This window comes from Phytoactinopolyspora alkaliphila (genome assembly GCF_010550695.1).
In the GTDB taxonomy this organism is placed as follows: Bacteria; Actinomycetota; Actinomycetes; order Jiangellales; family Jiangellaceae; genus Phytoactinopolyspora; species Phytoactinopolyspora alkaliphila.
The window spans coordinates 128,680-144,426 of the sequence record NZ_JAAGOB010000013.1 but is presented as its reverse complement, the minus strand read 5'-3'; the positions used below and the strand labels follow the sequence as shown (position 1 = coordinate 144,426).

At 67.7% G+C, this 15,747-nt stretch carries 15 protein-coding genes and 1 pseudogene; 9 read left to right on the top strand and 7 right to left on the bottom strand.

Translation table 11 applies throughout. The features are described from left to right. Positions 1 to 6: 6 nt before the first annotated feature. Positions 7 to 1,191: an ROK family transcriptional regulator gene (locus tag G1H11_RS20925; RefSeq protein ID WP_425501266.1), complete on the bottom strand. Its 1,185-nt coding sequence runs from the start codon at positions 1,189 to 1,191 to the stop codon at positions 7 to 9. Positions 1,192 to 1,390: 199 nt separating this feature from the next. Between G1H11_RS20925 and G1H11_RS20920 the strand changes: the two genes are divergently transcribed. Genes G1H11_RS20920 through G1H11_RS20910 form a run of 3 tightly spaced genes read left to right on the top strand, consistent with a single transcriptional unit; the run spans position 1,391 to position 5,188 of the window. Then, a complete protein-coding gene (locus G1H11_RS20920) occupies positions 1,391 to 3,463 on the top strand; it encodes an MMPL family transporter (protein WP_163820535.1) in 2,073 nt (690 codons plus the stop codon). Between the two features lie 20 nt (positions 3,464 to 3,483). Then, a complete protein-coding gene (locus G1H11_RS20915; RefSeq protein ID WP_163820534.1) occupies positions 3,484 to 3,966 on the top strand; it encodes an anthrone oxygenase family protein in 483 nt (160 codons plus the stop codon). Positions 3,967 to 4,018: 52 nt separating this feature from the next. Continuing rightward, entirely contained in the window at positions 4,019 to 5,188 is a 1,170-nt protein-coding gene (locus tag G1H11_RS20910; protein WP_163820533.1) for an aminotransferase class V-fold PLP-dependent enzyme, read from the top strand. Between the two features lie 17 nt (positions 5,189 to 5,205). Here G1H11_RS20910 and G1H11_RS20905 read toward each other — a convergent pair whose 3' ends face one another. After that, positions 5,206 to 5,742, bottom strand: coding sequence for a CGNR zinc finger domain-containing protein (locus G1H11_RS20905; RefSeq protein WP_163820532.1), 537 nt, complete (start codon positions 5,740 to 5,742; stop codon positions 5,206 to 5,208). A gap of 137 nt (positions 5,743 to 5,879) precedes the next feature. Here G1H11_RS20905 and G1H11_RS20900 point away from each other — a divergent pair, with 137 nt between their 5' ends. Genes G1H11_RS20900 through G1H11_RS20885 form a run of 4 tightly spaced genes read left to right on the top strand, consistent with a single transcriptional unit; the run spans position 5,880 to position 9,393 of the window. Beyond that, the gene (locus tag G1H11_RS20900) at positions 5,880 to 6,458 is read left to right on the top strand and encodes a putative glycolipid-binding domain-containing protein (RefSeq protein ID WP_343074895.1); all 579 of its coding nucleotides are present in this window, start codon (positions 5,880 to 5,882) and stop codon (positions 6,456 to 6,458) included. A 30-nt stretch (positions 6,459 to 6,488) separates the two neighbouring features. Further along, positions 6,489 to 7,541, top strand: a complete 1,053-nt coding sequence (locus G1H11_RS20895) for a FecCD family ABC transporter permease (RefSeq protein ID WP_216843993.1) — start codon at positions 6,489 to 6,491, stop codon at positions 7,539 to 7,541. Further along, on the top strand, positions 7,541 to 8,395 hold the full coding sequence (locus G1H11_RS20890; RefSeq protein ID WP_163820530.1) for an ABC transporter ATP-binding protein: 855 nt from the start codon (positions 7,541 to 7,543) through the stop codon (positions 8,393 to 8,395). Before G1H11_RS20895 ends, G1H11_RS20890 begins: the two co-directional genes overlap by 1 nt. Beyond that, positions 8,392 to 9,393: an ABC transporter substrate-binding protein gene (locus tag G1H11_RS20885; protein WP_163820529.1), complete on the top strand. Its 1,002-nt coding sequence runs from the start codon at positions 8,392 to 8,394 to the stop codon at positions 9,391 to 9,393. The genes G1H11_RS20890 and G1H11_RS20885 overlap by 4 nt, the downstream gene beginning before the upstream one ends. Before the next feature lie 30 nt (positions 9,394 to 9,423). On the opposite strand, the gene soxR is transcribed toward G1H11_RS20885, so the two are convergent. Beyond that, positions 9,424 to 9,879: a redox-sensitive transcriptional activator SoxR gene (gene soxR / locus G1H11_RS20880; RefSeq protein ID WP_163820528.1), complete on the bottom strand. Its 456-nt coding sequence runs from the start codon at positions 9,877 to 9,879 to the stop codon at positions 9,424 to 9,426. 119 nt (positions 9,880 to 9,998) lie between these two features. Between soxR and G1H11_RS20875 the strand changes: the two are divergent. Continuing rightward, positions 9,999 to 10,843: pseudogene (locus G1H11_RS20875) on the top strand (SDR family oxidoreductase). Between the two features lie 4 nt (positions 10,844 to 10,847). Here the strand turns inward: G1H11_RS20875 and G1H11_RS20870 are convergent. After that, entirely contained in the window at positions 10,848 to 11,264 is a 417-nt protein-coding gene (locus G1H11_RS20870; RefSeq protein WP_163820527.1) for a nitroreductase family deazaflavin-dependent oxidoreductase, read from the bottom strand. A 98-nt stretch (positions 11,265 to 11,362) separates the two neighbouring features. Beyond that, on the bottom strand, positions 11,363 to 12,991 hold the full coding sequence (locus tag G1H11_RS20865) for an MFS transporter (RefSeq protein WP_216843991.1): 1,629 nt from the start codon (positions 12,989 to 12,991) through the stop codon (positions 11,363 to 11,365). Positions 12,992 to 13,126: 135 nt separating this feature from the next. Here G1H11_RS20865 and G1H11_RS20860 point away from each other — a divergent pair, with 135 nt between their 5' ends. After that, positions 13,127 to 13,990 (top strand): LysR substrate-binding domain-containing protein, encoded by an 864-nt coding sequence (locus G1H11_RS20860; protein WP_163820526.1) that lies wholly within the window; start codon positions 13,127 to 13,129, stop codon positions 13,988 to 13,990. An 89-nt stretch (positions 13,991 to 14,079) separates the two neighbouring features. Here G1H11_RS20860 and G1H11_RS20855 read toward each other — a convergent pair whose 3' ends face one another. Both G1H11_RS20855 and G1H11_RS20850 read right to left on the bottom strand, forming a co-directional pair. Continuing rightward, positions 14,080 to 14,892, bottom strand: a complete 813-nt coding sequence (locus G1H11_RS20855; protein ID WP_163820525.1) for a DeoR/GlpR family DNA-binding transcription regulator — start codon at positions 14,890 to 14,892, stop codon at positions 14,080 to 14,082. A 9-nt stretch (positions 14,893 to 14,901) separates the two neighbouring features. After that, complete coding sequence (locus G1H11_RS20850; protein WP_163820524.1) at positions 14,902 to 15,708, bottom strand: HAD-IIA family hydrolase; 807 nt, start codon at positions 15,706 to 15,708, stop codon at positions 14,902 to 14,904. Between the last annotated feature and the right edge of the window lie 39 nt (positions 15,709 to 15,747).

Sequence of the window (15,747 nt, the reverse complement as noted above, 5' to 3'; positions counted from 1 at the left end):
GCGAACTCAAGCGGCGGCGTACACGGCCTCGCTGATCATCGCGGCCGCGCCCACGACGCCCGCGTCGTCGCCCATCTCACTGAGAACCACCGGGAGATTTCCCGTGGCCAATGGAAGCGAACGGCGGTACACCACCCCCCGGATCTCAGCCAGCAGTGGGTGTCCCAGACGCGCCACCCGTCCGCCGATGACGATCAGGCCCGGGTTGAAGAAGGAGACCAGACTCGCCAGCACCCAGCCGACCCGGTGACCGCCGTCCCGGATGATCTGCACCGCGTGCGCGTCGCCCTGAGCCACGGCCAGTGCGACATCTTCGGCGCTGAGCTCTCCCTTCTCTTCCAGCAGCGCGGCCAGCGCGGGGGAGCGCCCGCCGCGCACGGCCGCCATCGCGTCCCGCGCCAGCGCCGAGCCACCGAAGTACGCCTCCAGGCAGCCGCTGTTCCCGCACGCACACGTAGGGCCGAACTCTTCCACCCGGATATGCCCGATGTCGCCGGCGCAGCCGTCCACACCTCGATAGAGCTCACCGCCGATCACGATGCCACAGCCGATACCGGTCCCGATCTTGACGAAAAGGAACGACGGCACCGACTTGGCGACACCGGAGTGCTCCTCCCCCAGGGCCATGAGGTTCACGTCGTTGTCGAGTAGCGCCGGACAGCCGAGCTCGCGTGCCACGGCGTCGCGCACCGGATACCCGTCCCAGCCGGGCATGATGGGAGGCGAGACGGGCACCCCGCTGTGGAAGTCAACCGGACCGGGGACGCCGACGCCCACGCCAGACGGGCGATCGATGCGGTGCTCCGCCAGCAGCTTGCGTGTCAGCTCCAGTGCGGCGCCCAGCACATGCTCGGGTCCGAGCCGCACGTCCATATCCACGTGCTGCCGATCACCGAGGACCGCGAGCCGTCCGTCGGTCACCGCCACCGAGATCGACGTGGCACCGATGTCGATACCCACGAACCGCAGGTCCGAAGAGAGATCCACCAGTGTCGAGCGGCGTCCGCCGCGAGACGCCGCCGGTCCCGCGCCCTCGGCCAGCCCCAGTTCGGTGAGCCGGTTCACCTCACTGGCCATCGTGGTGCGAGACACGCCGAGGCGGTCTGCCAGCTGAACACGGGAGAACGGTCCTTCGTCGCGGAGCAGCTTCAGAACCTTTGCCTGAGTGGGGGTCTCCGCCCGGCCGGCCAGGGTATGTGCCATTCATTCATCTTGCCACGTCAGCCGCCGGATGCGGGACGGCGCCGGGCGCGCCATAGACATCATCCCCCGCCGGCTCGCCTCCCAGCGCACCGCGGCACGGCTGTCCGGTGTCCCGTGCTCCGTCAGCACATTGGCCGCCCGGCTCACCGTTCACGTGGCGTAGGCTGGCCATCGACGGAGGCGAGACATGCGGTGGACAACGCGGTGGCTGTTCCCGGCCATCCTGATTCTCGCCTGGCTCGCCCTTGCCGGAGCCGGAGGCCCGTTCTTCGGCAAGCTCTCCGAGGTGCAATCCCAGTCGCAAGCCGATTTCCTCCCGGACAGCGCGGAATCGACTCAGGTCGCCGAGATCCAGCGGCGGTTCGACGACGACGCCGCGCCCCCCGCCATCGTGGTCGCCACCGCGGACGACGGCCTCACGCCGTCCGATCTGCGGTCCCTGGAAGAGCTGCTCAGCCAGGTTGGCGAACTGGAGGGCGTGGGTGAGGTCTCCCCGCCAATTCCGTCGGAGCGCATGGTGGACGATTCACCTGCCGGGGTGCAGGCATTCGCCGCCGTCCAGGGTGACGCCGGCGAGGTGGTAGGCGAGATCCGCGCCGTCCTGGCCGGCGGCCCACCGGGGATCGTGCTTCAGGTGACCGGGCCAGCCGGCTTCGCGGCCGATTTGTCCGAGGCCTTCTCCGGCATCGACGGGATTCTCCTGGTCGTTGCCGTGTCAGCCGTCTTCGTCATCCTCCTCGTCGTATACCGCAGCCCGTTCCTCCCCCTGCTCGTCTTGATGAGCTCGATCGGCGCACTCGCCACGTCCGTCGTCGCGGTCTACGCCATGGCCGACGCGGGCTGGATCACCCTGAACGGGCAGGCCCAGGGGATCTTGTTCATCCTGGTGATCGGCGCGGCGACCGACTACGCGCTGCTCCTCATCGCCCGGTATCGCGACGGGCTACGCCACGAATCAGATGTGATCACCGCGCTGAGGCGCGCTGTGCGGGGCGTCGTCGAGCCGATTCTCGCATCCGCGAGCACGGTCATCGCCGGTCTGCTGTGTCTTCTGCTCTCCGACCTCAACTCCAACAAGGCACTCGGCCCGGTGGCGAGCGTGGGCATCGTCTGCGCCGTGCTGGCGTCGCTGACGTTCCTCCCAGCCCTGCTGGCGCTCACCGGACGGCTGGCGTTCGTCCCGTTCGTCCCGCGGCCGGCCGGAGAAGCCGGCGGAGAAGGCGCGCCCGCCCGCAGCGAGGACCATCGCGGCTGGGCGCGGCTTGCGGCCGCTACTGGCCGCCATCCCCGGCGGTTCTGGCTCTCCAGCCTGCTCGTCCTGGTGGTGGCGGCCGCCCTGGCGCCGACCTTCAAGGCGTCCGGCGTCCCGGAGTCGGAGTTCCTCCTCGGCAACCCCGAATCGGTCACCGGCCAGGACGCTCTCGGCGAGCTCTTTCCGGCCGGTTCAGGAAGCCCCGTCGTGGTCATCGGCGGCGCTGATCGCGCGGCCGAGCTCGAGAGCATTTTGGAAGCCGACGACGGAATCGCCTCGGTGTCCGTGGGCGACGACACGGCCGTGGTCGACGGGCGTGAGATCAGCGAGCTGGAGGCCACCTTGACGGCGGCGCCGGATTCGGACGCGGCGATCGCCACCGTCGAGCGGCTACGCGACGCGCTGACGGAGGCCGACCCGCGGGTGCTCGTGGGTGGGGAGACCGCCGCCGACCTCGACACCCGCACCACCGCCACCCGCGACCTGTGGACCATCATCCCGATCGTCCTCGTCGTCATCACGCTCATCCTGATGCTCCTGCTGCGCTCGGTGGTGGCGCCACTGCTTCTGGTCGCCACGACGGTGGTCTCCTACCTGTCGACCCTCGGCATCTCCGCCGTGGCGTTCAACCATGTCTTCGGCTTCCCGGGCGCGGATCCGGTGGTGCCCCTGTTCGCCTTCGTGTTCCTGGTGGCGCTCGGCATCGACTACAACATCTTTCTCTCCACCCGCATCCGCGAAGAAAGCATGCGCCGGAGCACCCGGCCGGGCGTCCTGGAGGGGCTGCGCGTCACCGGAGGCGTGATCACTTCGGCGGGGATCGTGCTGGCCGCGACGTTCGCGGCGCTGTCGGTGATTCCGCTGCTCTTCCTCGTCCAGCTGGCCTTCATCGTCGCCGTCGGCGTGCTGATCGACACGCTCATCGTGCGCTCGCTCGTCGTGCCCGGCCTGCTCTACGAGATCGGCGCCCGAGCCTGGTGGCCGTCGAGCATGTCCCGCACCAGCTAGCTTCGTGAGAAGCTACCCCGATGATGGATGGCTTCGTCTATGCGTTGACCCTCGTCACGGCTGTGCTTTCCGGTCTGATGGCAGGGTCCTATTTCGTGTTCTCGGTGATGGTGATGCCCGCGCTCGCACGGCTTCCGTCCGCATCGGCCGTCGCGGCGATGCAGGCCATCAACGCCGCCGCGGTCAGGCCGTGGTTCATGACGGCGTTCTTCCTCCCCACCGTGCTCAGCCTCGTGCTGATCGTGGTCTCCGTCGCGAACTGGGGCGAGGACGCCGCGGCCCTCGTCCTGGCCGGGAGTGTGGTGTTCCTGGCCGGCAATTTCGCATTGACGGCCGGTTTCCACGTGCCACGGAACAACGCCCTGGCCGATGTGGACCCGAAGGCACCGGAGGCGCAGGAGCGCTGGGCCGGCTACCTGTCCAGCTGGACAACGGGCAATCATCTCCGGGCCGCCGCTTGTCTCGCCGCGGCCGCCCTGCTGACTGTCGCCCTGGCGACGTAGCGTCAGCCAGAGTGGGTACACCGGTCCATGAGCCGACGAGGAGGGCGCCGTTGTGATCGACGTGGAGAAGGTGCGTGCGGAGACCCCTGGCTGTGCCACGGTCGTCCATCTGAACAATGCCGGAGCCGCGCTCATGCCGCAGCCGGTCATCGATGCCGTGTCGGAGCATTTCCAGCTGGAGGCCACTACCGGCGGCTATGAGGCCTACCATCGCGCCGCCGAACGCACGCAGCGCTTCTATCCGGCGGTCGCCGGTCTGATCGGAGCCCAGCCCGGGGAGATCGCGTTCGTCGAGAACGCCACCCGGGCGTGGGACATGGCCTTCTACTCGATCCCGCTCCGCGACGGCGATCGCATTCTCACCACCACCACGGAGTACTCGAGCAACGGTATCGCCTTTCAGCAGGTGGCCCGCCGGTACGGCGTGCGGGTCGACGTCGTCCCGGACGACGAGCACGGCCAGCTGTCGGTGGAACATCTCGCCGAAGAGCTACGCCAGGGTGACATCCGCCTCGTCGCCATCAACCACGTTCCTACCCACAACGGCCTGGTCAATCCGGCGGCCGAAGTAGGCCGCCTGTGCCGCGAATCCGACGTGCTGTACCTCCTGGACGCGTGTCAGTCGGTGGGACAGCTGGCCATCGACGTCACCGAGATCGGCTGCGACATGCTCTCCAGCACGGGCCGGAAGTTTTTGCGGGGGCCGCGCGGCACCGGATTCCTGTACGTGCGCCACGACGTCGTCACCACTCTGGAACCACCGTTCCTCGACATGCGGTCGGCCGAATGGACGGCGCCCGACACCTACAAGATGCGCGACGACGCGCGCAGATTCGAGACCTGGGAGCGCTATGTCGCAGGTCAGATAGGGCTCGGCGTGGCCGCCGACTACGCCGCCGCACTCGGCGTCGACGCCATCGAGGAGCGGATCACTCACCTGGCCGCCATGCTGCGCGAGCGGCTCGCCGCCGAACCCGGCGTCGAGCTGTGGGACCGAGGCGAGAAGAAGTCCGGGATCACGACGTTCACCGTCGACGGCCGCGATTCCCTGCAGATCCGCGACATGCTGCTGGAGCAAGGTATCAACGTCAGCGTCACCCACGGCGACGAGCAACAGTACGACTCCAGGGCAGCCAAGGAGGCCGTCCGCGCGTCGCCGCACTACTACAACACCGAGGACGAGATGGAGCGGCTCGTCGACGCAGTAACCAGCACTGGGTGACCTCGGCGTGACGTTCGTCAGCGGCTCGCTCCGGGGCGTGCCGCCCGCGCCCGGTCCCGGTGCGCCCGGACCTTGGCGATACTCCCGCACGAGCGTCCGTCCGGGCCGCCTGCGGTCATCAGGCACCATTTCTTGCTGCCGTTGCGGGTGTGGTCGTAGAAGACCCATCGGCAGTCCGGGCACGCCTTGAGCCGCGGCCAGGTCGCCGCCGCGACTGCGTCCAGCACCACCACCAGAAACTCGCCGGCCGGCTCCGGACCGGACCGATAGCCGATGGTGGCCGCCTCCAGATGCGGGCGGACGTCGAGCCGGACTATCCAGTCGTTGAGTACCGCGTCGGCGCCGGCCGAGCCCTCCACGAGGCCGCGCAGGTCATCCCGCAGTTCTGCCAGCACTGTGCGCTGGCTTCCGCGCGGAACGCCACGATCCTGCGCAAACTCCTCGAGGCGGTCCTCGGCTCGTCGAGTCTGATTCGGGATGCTCCAGGTATTGAGCAGCTCCCGCACGGACTCCAACGCTCCCGGAGCCGCCTGCCCGCGCGATGCGTTAACCATTGAAAAGAGTTTACCGGTTGCATAGGTCATGGCGCCTTCGCTAACCTTCGTTACACGTTAGATGGTTAACAACCCCGGCACGCCTGGGACTACCGGTCGTCGCCACCCGGCCGCCTAAGGAGGAACCATTGGACCGTGTGATCGTGTGGACGCCGAACCGCTGGGCCGGCGGTGAGCTCGTGCAGGTGCGCTCGGTCGCCGGGGGTATCAGGGCCGACGGGATGGTCATCGCCACCGAGGACGGCATACCCGCCCGGCTCCACTACCAGATCGCATGCGACGACGCGTGGCACACCCGGCACGTCTCCCTGAACCTGCACGGACACCCGCTCATGACGTTGACCAGTGACGATGACCGCCGCTGGTACCTGGATAGCGACCCGGAATCGGAGATGTCCGAATTGGCCGGATGCATCGACGTGGACATCGCACTCACGCCGTTCACCAACACCTTGCCGATTCGCAGGCTCCGCCTGCAGCCGGGTGAATCGGCGTCGCCGCGGGCGGTGTACATCCAGCCTGGCGCCGAGCTGGACATCAGCACCCTGGATCAGCGGTACACCCGAACAGACACCCCTGACCGGGCCGCGAACACGCATGAGTCCGGTGCCGCGTACAGGTACGAGTCCGGTTCCTTCAGGACAGACCTTCAGGTGGACCAGGACGGCATCGTCATCGACTACCCGGGACTGTGGACGCGACACCGCAATAAGTAATGGTTCTCATTTCCTGATATCGTCGGCGCCGTGCACATCGCCGCGCCTCCCAGCCGAACGACGCTCGTCCCCGTCGTCGCACTTTCGGTGGTGCTCGCGGCCTCCGCCGTGGTGGCGATCGGACTCGGCACCGCCGTCGTGTCGCCGGGCGACACGGCCCGCTATCTGTGGTCCGGGTTCACCGGTGGCATCATCCGCGCCGAAGAGACCACCCAATACCAGATCATCTGGCAGATCCGGACCCCCCGGGTGCTGCTCGCGGTGATCGTCGGCGCGGGCCTGAGCGTGGTGGGCGTCGCGATCCAGGCGCTCGTGCGAAACGCCCTCGCCGACCCGTTCATCCTCGGCGTCTCCTCCGGGGCATCGGTCGGCGCGGTGGTCGTCAGCGTCTTCGGGGTATTGGCCGTCTTCGGCGTCTTCGCGGTCTCGGCCGGTGCGTTCCTCGGGGCGCTCGGCGCGACGTTCCTCGTGTACCTGATCTCGTACTCGCGGATGGGCGTACTGCCACTTCGCCTCGTCCTGACCGGCGTTGCGATGTCCTTCGGGTTCCAGGCTGTCATGAGCGTGATCATCTACCTCGCACCGAGCAGCGAGGCGACGAGTACCGTGCTCTTCTGGTCGATGGGGAGCTTCGGTGCCGCCACCTGGGGCGCACTCCCCGTCGTCGCGGTCGCCGTGGTTGGCGGCACCGTCGTCCTGCGTCGCTTCGGTCGCCCGCTCGACGTGCTGACCCTCGGTGACGAAACCGCCTCCAGCCTGGGTGTCGACGCGAGCAGCGTACGCCGCGGCCTGTTCGTCCTCACAGCGGTCATGACCGGCGCGATGGTTGCCGTCAGCGGCGCCATCGGGTTCGTCGGCCTCGTCATCCCGCACATCGTGCGGATCGTGCTGGGCGCCGCCCACCACCGGGTCCTGGCCGTGGCGCCGTTGGTCGGCGCCATCTTCATGGTCTGGGTCGATCTGGCGTCACGCACCCTCGTGGCTCCTCGCGAGCTTCCTCTCGGCGTCATCACGGCACTGGTCGGCGTGCCGGTGTTCATCACCCTGATGCGCCGCAAGGCCTACCTGTTCGGGAGCCGGTGATGGACCTTCGCCTCGATGCCGTATCCGTCCGCGTCGACGGCACCGATCTGGTCCGCGAGCTGTCCCTCGACGTCGGCCACGAGCAGGTCGTCGGGTTGGTGGGCCCGAACGGCTCCGGGAAGTCCACCGCCCTGCGCTGCGTGTACAGGGCGCTGAAGCCCACCACCGGATCGGTCTGGATCGGCAAGGACGACCTTCAGTCGCTCAGCCTGCGACGCAGTGCCCAGGCTGTGGCCGCGCTGACCCAGGAGAGCGGATCGGATCTCGACTTCACCGTCGAGGAGATCGTCGCGCTCGGGCGAACCCCTCACCTGCGCGGCAACGAGCCCCTGAGCTACCGGGAACGTGAGCTGTGCCGGCAGGCGATGGAGCAGCTCGACATCACCCACCTTGCCGGCCGCGGCGTGCTCGAGCTCTCCGGAGGCGAGCGGCAGCGGGTGCTGGTGGCCCGTGCGCTCGTCCAGGAGCCGCGCGTCCTGGTCCTGGACGAGCCCACGAACCACCTCGACATACGGCATCAGATCGAACTGCTCTCGCTCCTCAAGGGCTCCGGGCTCACCGTCCTCGTGGTGCTGCACGACCTCAATCTCGCCGCTGCAGCGTGCGACCGGCTTGGGGTTCTCGCCGAGGGCCGGCTCGTCGTCTCCGGCTCGCCGCCGGAGGTCCTCACGCCGGCGCTGATCCGAGATGTCTTCGGGGTGGAAGCGACGATCGTCCCCCATCCCCTGACCGGCGATCCTCAGCTGCTCTACACGCTAGCGCCGGATCCGGGCCACTCCCCTGGCCGGCCACCCGCGGACAGCATCTCCTCCAGTCCCTCATCCGCCCCCGAACGGCAAAGGAAGACCGCATGACCACGACACCCAGACGACGTCCGGCCACGGCTATCGCCCTTGCTCTCGCCGGCGTGGGCGTCTTGTTGGCCGGATGTGGCGCTGAGCTGGAGTCCGACGACGATATCCAGTCCGTCACGGTCCCTCGTTGCGGCGAGGAGGTCGAATACACCACTCCGCAACGGGCCGTCGTGTACGAGGGCGGCAGCGCCGACAAGCTCTTCGCCCTCGGTCTCACCGAGCACGTGCACGGCTACGTGATGCCCCCGGCCAACCCGCCGGTCGAGGAGTCGCCATGGGCCGCGGAGTACGCCCAGGTGGAGTTCCTCAGCGACGACCTGCTCAACCGTGAACTCGTGGTCGACGCCCAGGCGGACTTCGTCGTGGCCGGCTGGAACTCCGGCTTCAGCGACCAGCGGGGTATCACCCCGGCGATCCTCGACGGGCTCGGCATCCAGAGCTTCATGCACACCGAGTCTTGCTTCAACTACCCAGGCTTCCCGGAGAACGTCACTCCATTCGACGGCCTGTACACCGACCTCGAGCGCCTCGGGAGGATCTTCGGTGTCGAGGACACTACCGCCGAGGTGGTCGCCGGGTTCAAGGAGCGCGTCGCCGAGGTGGAGGACCAGGCCCCGGCCGGCGACCCACCACCGGTCTTCCTCTACGACTCCGGAACAGACCAGCCGTTCACCGCGGGCAGCCAGGTCCCTCCGAACGACATCATCCGCCTCGCCGGCGGCGAGAACATCTTCGGCGACCTCGACGCCCGCTGGACCCAGGTCGGCTGGGAGGCGGTCGTCGAGGCGCAGCCGGAGGTGATCATCATCCTCGACTACGGCGACCAGCCCGCGGAGGACAAGATCGAGTTCCTACGCACCTCACCCGTGACGGCCGAACTTCCCGCCGTGAAGGCCGACAGGTTCTTCGTGCTCGACTACAACGAGGGCATCAGCAGTCCCCGCAACATCGACGGCCTGGAGAAGTTCGCCGCCTACCTTCGCGAGCACTACTCCTGAGCTCCGCCGGAAGCAGTAAGGGGACGGGCTCTAGTCCTTGAGCAGCCGACGAGGCCCGGAGCCCAGCTTCCCCAGTTTGTCGCCCGCGTTGATCAGGTGACATTGCTCCAGCGAAAGGCACCCACAACCGATGCACTCGGTGAACAGGTCGCGCATCCGCTGCAGCTTCTTGATGCGCGCGTTGAGCATGTCCTGCCAGCATTGCGAGGCCCTGACCCAGAATTCGTGCGTGGGGACCGTGCCTTCCGGCAACAACGCCAGGACGTCACCGATGTCCGACAACGGGATGCCGACGGTCTGCGACGCTCTAATGAAGGCCACCTGCCGGAGAATGGACCGGTGGTAGCGTCGCTGGTTGCCTGTGGTGCGCCGGCTTCGGATCAGACCCTGTCGCTCGTAGAACCGCAGCGCCGACGCGGGGATGCCACTGCGTTCGGCCAGCTCACCGATGGTGAGATCGTCTGAACCCGGTGCTCCCGATGTCATTCACGCCACACTACCTTGACTTAAACCAACGTTTAAGTTCGACGCTTGTGACGCAGCCGGAATTCGGGCTCGCCCGTCGTGCCACCGCGGCGGTCACCAGGACACGAGCGGAGACCACAATGAACCCATCGCAACCCATCCTCGTCACCGGCGCCACCGGCAACGTCGGACGGCAGCTGGTGGTGCAACTCTTGACCGAGGTGCCACCGTCAGAGCGATGGTTCGCGATCCCGGCATGGCGAACCTGCCGGCCGGGGTCGAACTCGTTCCAGGCGACCTGACTTCGCCGGAGACCCTGCGACCCGCCCTCGACGGCGTAAGGTCGGTTTTCCTCCTCTGGCCCTTGTTCTCAATCGACGCCGCGCCGGCCGTCGTCGATCTGATCGCCGAGCGAGCCCGCCACGTCGTCTATCTGTCCGCCGCCGGGGATGACGGCGGGCGCGCAGACGGCTTCTGGGGCGAGATCGAGCAGTTGGTCGAACGGTCAGGGATGGACTGGACGTTCATTCGGGCAGGAGGATTCGCGGCGAACACCCTCGGATGGGCGGGCGAGATCCGTACCGGCGTGGTGCGCTGGCCCTACGGTGCGGCCACTCGCGCCCTCGTCCACGAGGCGGACCTCGCCGCGGTAGCCGTCCGCGCACTCACCGAGGACGGTCACGACGGCGCCGCGTACCACGTCACCGGCCCGGATCAGCTGACCCAGGCAGAACAAGTACGCATCATCGGCGAGGCGATCGGCATACCCGTCCGCTGGGAGGAGATGCCGGTCGCCGAGGCACGTGTGGTCCTTCTGAACATGTGGGGTGACCCGTCGTTCGTGGAGAAGGCTCTGGACGGCTGGGCGTCGATGGTCGGCACGCCGGAAGCCGTGACCACGGCGGTACGCGACATCACCGGTGCGCCCGCGCGCACGTTTCGCCAATGGGCGCTCGACCACGCGGACGACTTCCGGGCGGCGTAATGCGTCAGCCGAGGCGCTCGAGCGTGACAACCGGGATGACCCTACTGGTGGCGGCTTCGTAGTCCCGGAAGCCGGGGATCAGCTCGGCCTGCGCGTCGAACAACCGGTCGCGCTCGGCACCCTCGGCGACGATCGCCTTGGCCTCGAACGTGTCCTCACCCACTTCGACCGTCACGATCGGGTTGGCCCGGAGGTTGGTGTACCAGCTGGGGTGCTTGTCGGCGCCGCCGTTCGACGCGATCACGACCAGCCGGTCCCCGTCGCGCGTGTAGACCAGCGGGCTTGTACGGGGCAGACCGGTCTTCACTCCGGTGGTGGTCACCAGCACCATGGGGGTGCCTTCGAAGTCGCCGCCCACGCTCCCTGCGTTGGCTCGGAACTCCTTGATGATCTGCTCGTTAAAGCTCTTGTCGTCGCTCATGCGTAGCCTCGTTCATCTCTCGTGGTCGACTATCCCTTGCCTTCGCTGCAACCACGGACCAGAGGTCTACATTCCCTTTCACAGGATGGCCGGAACAGTCATCGTGGCCGTGTACCAGGAGGCACGCGCGATGCTAACCTGGGGTCAAGTAGGCCGTGGGTACTACCCACCCGGCCGACGTTGAGAGTTCCACTTGCGTCGCCCCGGCCAGGCGATGCCGTGAACGGCCCTCGACCGGGGTTGAGGGCCGTTTTCGCGCACTGCGCCGGTACCGGCCGCGTTTCATGGTGCCCGGCCGCGTGGCGTCGCCGCCGGATCGGTGCCAGGCGCGCCGCCCACCACGCCGCCGGCTGAGGGCGCAGCCACGGCCGGACATCGCGCTGCGGAACGATATACACGAAGCCGCGTCCCGGGCGGTCACGAATCATCACCCTGGCGCTCAGCTGCCCCCGCCTCGCCAGGACCGTCCCCACCACGGCGGCACCGAGCAGCGGGCCCAAGCCACAGGCGGCCATGGCGGCGTGTGCGCCGAACGTCGAGGCGATCCAGCCGATCAGCACACCGGACAAAGCCTGCGCACCGAGAAGGACCATGATGTAGAGCGACATCACCCGGCCGCGCATGGTGGGCGCGGTGGTCGTCTGTACCAGGGCGTTGCTTGAGGTCAGATACGTCAGGACGGCCACGCCGATGGCGACGAGCAGCACCGCGAAGAACACCTGGCTGCGTATCGTGGCAGCCACCATCTCCAGGGCACCGATCGCCGCGGCACCGACGACGAGCTGACGCAGCCGAGTGTGGCGCCGTGAGGTGGCCAGCGAGCCGATGATGGCGCCGACGGCCACCATCGCACTGAGCAGGCCGTAGCCGCCGGCGCCGCTGTGAAACACCCGGTCGGCGTACGCGGTGAGAACAGTTGCCAGGTTGATGCCGCTGACGGCGACGAATCCGACCAGCACGGTCGGCCACAGCAGCTGTGGCTCCCTCCGCACGGTGGCCAGCCCTTCACGGAGCTGACCACGTGCCCGCGCTACCACCGGCGGTGCTTTCAGTTCGCCCGGGCGCATCGCCACCAGCAAGACGACCGCGACCGAGCAGGCGGCGGCGTTGGCGACGAAGGACAGGCCTTCACCGACCAGCTCGATGGACACCGCCGCCAACATCGGACCCACCAGGGCGCCGAGCTGGAACACCGATGCGTTGACCGAGATGGCTGAGCGCAGATGCTCCATCCCCACCAGCTCCGGGACGAACGACTGCCGCGCCGGATTGTCGACGACGGTGGTGAATCCCAGCGTTGCTGCCATCGCCAGCACATGCCAGGGAGCGACGACGCCGGTCAGTGTCAGCACACCGAGCGTGAGCGCCACCAGCCCCATCACCGACTGGGTGATCATCAGGATGCGCCGTTTGTCGTAGCGGTCGGCAAGGATGCCGCCGACGAGGCCGAAGGCGAGGATGGGAGTGAACTGCAGCGCGACGGTGAGCCCCACCATGGCGACGTCACCGGTGAGGGTGAGCATCAGCCAGTCCTGGGCGATGCGCTGCATCCAGCCGCAGCTGTTGGTCAGGACCTGGGAGGTGACGTAGAGCCGGTAGTTGCGGACCCGGAATGCCGCCAGGGTGGCACGCAGCGACGACGGCTTGCGTGCGGGCGATGAGGAGGGCGAGCGGTCCTGGGAAGAGCTCGAAGGGACGGGACGGGATTCGGCGGTTGCCGTGGGCACAGTGGTTCCTGGAACAAGTCGGAGGGGACGGTCTTCTTCACCGTAATTGATTCGTTAGAATTCGCAAAATAAATTGCTGCTATTAATGTCATCAGTGAACGTAATGAATCCAGACCACCCATCGGAGCCCTCGCCGTGTTCGATCCGGTCCACCTGCGCACATTTCTCGCCGTCGCCCGGACGCTGAGTTTCACGGGTGCCGCCGCCCAGCTCGGCATCAGTCAGCCGACGGTCAGCCAGCACGTCCGCCGGCTGGAGGAGAGCGCAGGCCGGCAGCTGCTCAACCGGGATACCCGCACCGTCGTGCTCACCGACAACGGTCAGGCGATGGCCGGGTTCGCTCGCAGCATCCTCGCCGCGCACGACGAGGCGGTGAGCTACTTCACCGGCTCTGCCATGCAGGGCCGGCTGCGCTTCGGCGCGGCCGACGACCTCGCCCTGGCTCAGCTTCCGCGCATCCTGCGTGACTTCCGGCAATTGCATCCCCGGCTCAACCTCGAGCTGACCGTCACCCAGACTGCCGCCCTGCAACGCCGCCTCGCGGCCAATCAGCTCGACCTGATCTTCATCAAGGAGCCTCCTGGCCAGAGCGAAGGCAGGGTGGTCCGCCGGGACCGGCTGGTGTGGATCGGCCTGCCCGGCACCCAGCTCTCACCGGACGAGCCCATCCCCCTGATCACCTACGCCACCCACAGCCTGAGCCGGGCCACCGCCGTGCGGGTGCTGTCCGACGTCGGGCGGAGCTGGCGGGTCACCTGCAAGACGCTCGAGGTGAACGGCGTGCTCGCCGCGGTGCGGGCCGGGATCGGCATCGCCGTCTTCCCGTCCAGCCTGATCCCCACCGACATCGAGGCGCTGCCGGCGTCGCTGGGGCTCCCGGAGCTCGGGGACATTGACATCACCCTCGTCGCGAATCCGCAGGCCCCTCGCCAGCCCGTGGACGCGCTGATCGACGCGATCGTCGGCGGCCCCGTGGTCCCCCGCCCCACCCCGTCCTGATCCCCCTGAATAATCATGTAAACCATGTTTCCTCGTGCTTCACCAGGGCTGCAGGCATGGTGAAGCACGAGGAAACATGGTTTACATGATCATTCAGGGGAAGGCGGCGGGTGCTCGCCGGCGTAGACCACGTCCACTCCGAGCTCGGCCAGCGCGTCCTCGAAGTCCGCGGCCAGCGGCCGGTCGGTGACGAGAGCGGACACCCGCTCCAGCGGAGCGGAGACGAACCGGGCCACGGTGCCGATCTTGGTGTGGTCCGCGACCACCACCACCGATCCCAGGGTGCCCGCGATCATCAACCGGGCGATCTCGCTCTCTCCCTCGTTGGGTGTGGTGAGGCCGTGCCGGAGACTGATACCGTCCACCCCGATGAAACACCGGTCCGCGAACATCGACCGGACGGCCTGCCCGGCCAAAGGGCCCACATAGGAGTTGGATCGCTGCCGGTACCGCCCGCCGGACAGCACGAGCTCGTTGCCCACGCGCCATCCCTCCAGCGCCGCCGCGTTGTTGGTGACCACCCGGATGCCCTGTTTCATCGCCAGGCAGCGCAGTACCTGACGGTTGGTCGAGCCGCTGTTGACGAAGACCACCTCACCGGGCTCGACCAGATCGGCCGCCGCCTGGCCGATGGCCGCCTTGGCGCCGACCTCCAGCTCGTCCTTGTCGTCGTACTGGGGCTCGGAACTCATCCGCCGGGTGAGGATAGAACCGCCATGGGTGCGTTCGAGCAAGCCTTTGGCTTCCATCCGCGCCAGGTCGCGACGGATGGTCGTCTCCGAGCTGCCGAGCTCCCTGCTCAAATCCGACACGCGCACGGCGCCGTTCTCGACGAGAAGCTCGTAGATCCGCTGGCGACGCTCTTCAGGGATCACTGTGGGCCTGCCTGTCCTCTTCTTCATCGCCGTGCGCTAACCGCCTGAGTACGACGCTTCCTCCGCACCTTCGACGATCATCGTGGCGAACGCGTTGAGATCTGCACACACCATAGTCGGCTTGAGCGCCGCAACCCGAGCGGCTTGCGCCGACGTGGCGCCACTCAGTACCAGTGCGGAGCTCACCCCGCAGTCGGCCGCCATCTTCACGTCGGTCTCCAGCCGGTCACCGACCACCCAGCATTCCTCCGGCGTGCCACCGTACCGGGCCAGGGCCAGCTTCACCATCCGGGCCGACGGTTTGCCCACGACTTCGTCGATCGGCCGGCCGGTGGCTGTCTCGACCGCCGCGATCAGGGCACCGCAGTCCGGCACCTGCCCATCCACCAAGGGACAGGTGGGGTCAGGATTGGTGGCGAGCACCGGGACGCCGTTCCATACGGCCGCGCAGATCGCGTCCAGCTTCGCGTACGTGAACTCGCGATCCCATCCGAGCGCCACCACCTCCGCCTGGGTGTGGTCGTCGACCACTCGCAGCCCCACCCCGGAGATCTCCGCACGCAGCGCCGGCGCTCCCACGACGAACACCGCCGCGCCTGCGCCGTAGAGCTCGAGCAGCCGGGTCGCGATCGCCTCACTGGCCGTGAGCATCTGATGCGCCTCGAGTGTGACGCCGAGGCGCTGTAGCTTCGCCATGTAATACGCACCCGGCGACAGCGAGTTGTTCGTCACGAAGACGCACTGGTGGCCGTTTTCGGCGAGCAACTTCAGGCCCGCCACGGCGCCGGGTATCGCCTCGTCGCCCCGGTAGACCGTGCCGTCCAGATCAACGACGATATTCATCTGTCAAACCCCCGTTTTTCTTTGTTTCCACTGATAGCA